The sequence below is a fragment of the Vibrio sp. 1641 genome (assembly GCF_033339995.1).
GTDB classification, from domain to species: Bacteria; Pseudomonadota; Gammaproteobacteria; order Enterobacterales; family Vibrionaceae; genus Vibrio; species Vibrio alginolyticus.
In genome coordinates this window covers 1-817 of sequence record NZ_JAWOVP010000105.1, presented here as the reverse complement: position 1 = coordinate 817, position 817 = coordinate 1, and the positions used below count along the sequence as shown (strand labels likewise).

General features: G+C 50.7%; 1 protein-coding gene. It reads left to right on the top strand.

Features of this window, described 5'->3' with window-relative positions; all coding sequences use genetic code 11:
• Nucleotides 1-817 (top strand): VC_2705 family sodium/solute symporter (locus R7Z47_RS24445; RefSeq protein ID WP_318130711.1); only part of this gene is annotated, 817 nt, incomplete at both ends.

The window sequence follows — 817 nt, the reverse complement described above, 5'->3', positions numbered from 1 at the left end:
CACAACGGCTCCAGCAGTATCAGCAATGGCACGTCTAAACCTAATGGATACCGTTAACCCAGCGCCGGGCCAACACTTGGCTTATGACGAACGTCCTACTTGGTTCAAAAACTGGGAGAAAACGGGTCTGCTAGGCTTTGATGATAAGAACGGTGATGGCAACATCAACTACACATCAGATGCTGCAACTAACGAACTGAAAGTTGATAACGACATCATGGTACTGGCTAACCCTGAGATCGCGAAACTACCTAACTGGGTTATCGCACTGGTCGCAGCGGGTGGTCTAGCGGCAGCACTATCAACCGCAGCGGGTCTATTGCTGGCGATTTCGTCCGCGATTTCCCATGACTTAATCAAAGGGGTAATTAACCCGAATATCTCAGAGAAGAAAGAGCTGCTCGCGAGTCGAATCTCGATGGCGGTGGCCATTGCAGTCGCAGGTTACTTGGGTCTGCACCCACCGGGCTTCGCGGCAGGTACGGTAGCACTGGCCTTCGGTCTGGCGGCGTCCTCCATCTTCCCGGCTCTGATGATGGGTATCTTCAGTAAGAACATCAACAAAGAAGGTGCTATCGCGGGTATGATTGCCGGTATCAGTATCACTCTGTTCTACGTGTTCCAACACAAAGGTATCCTATTCATCGCAGATTGGACTTACCTAGAAAGCTGGGGCAGCAACTGGTTCCTAGGCATTGAGCCAAACGCATTTGGTGCGATTGGTGCCTTATTCAACTTCATCGTCGCGTTCGCTGTATCGAAAGTAACAGCAGAAACACCACAAGAAGTGAAAGACCTAGTCGAACACGTTCGCGTA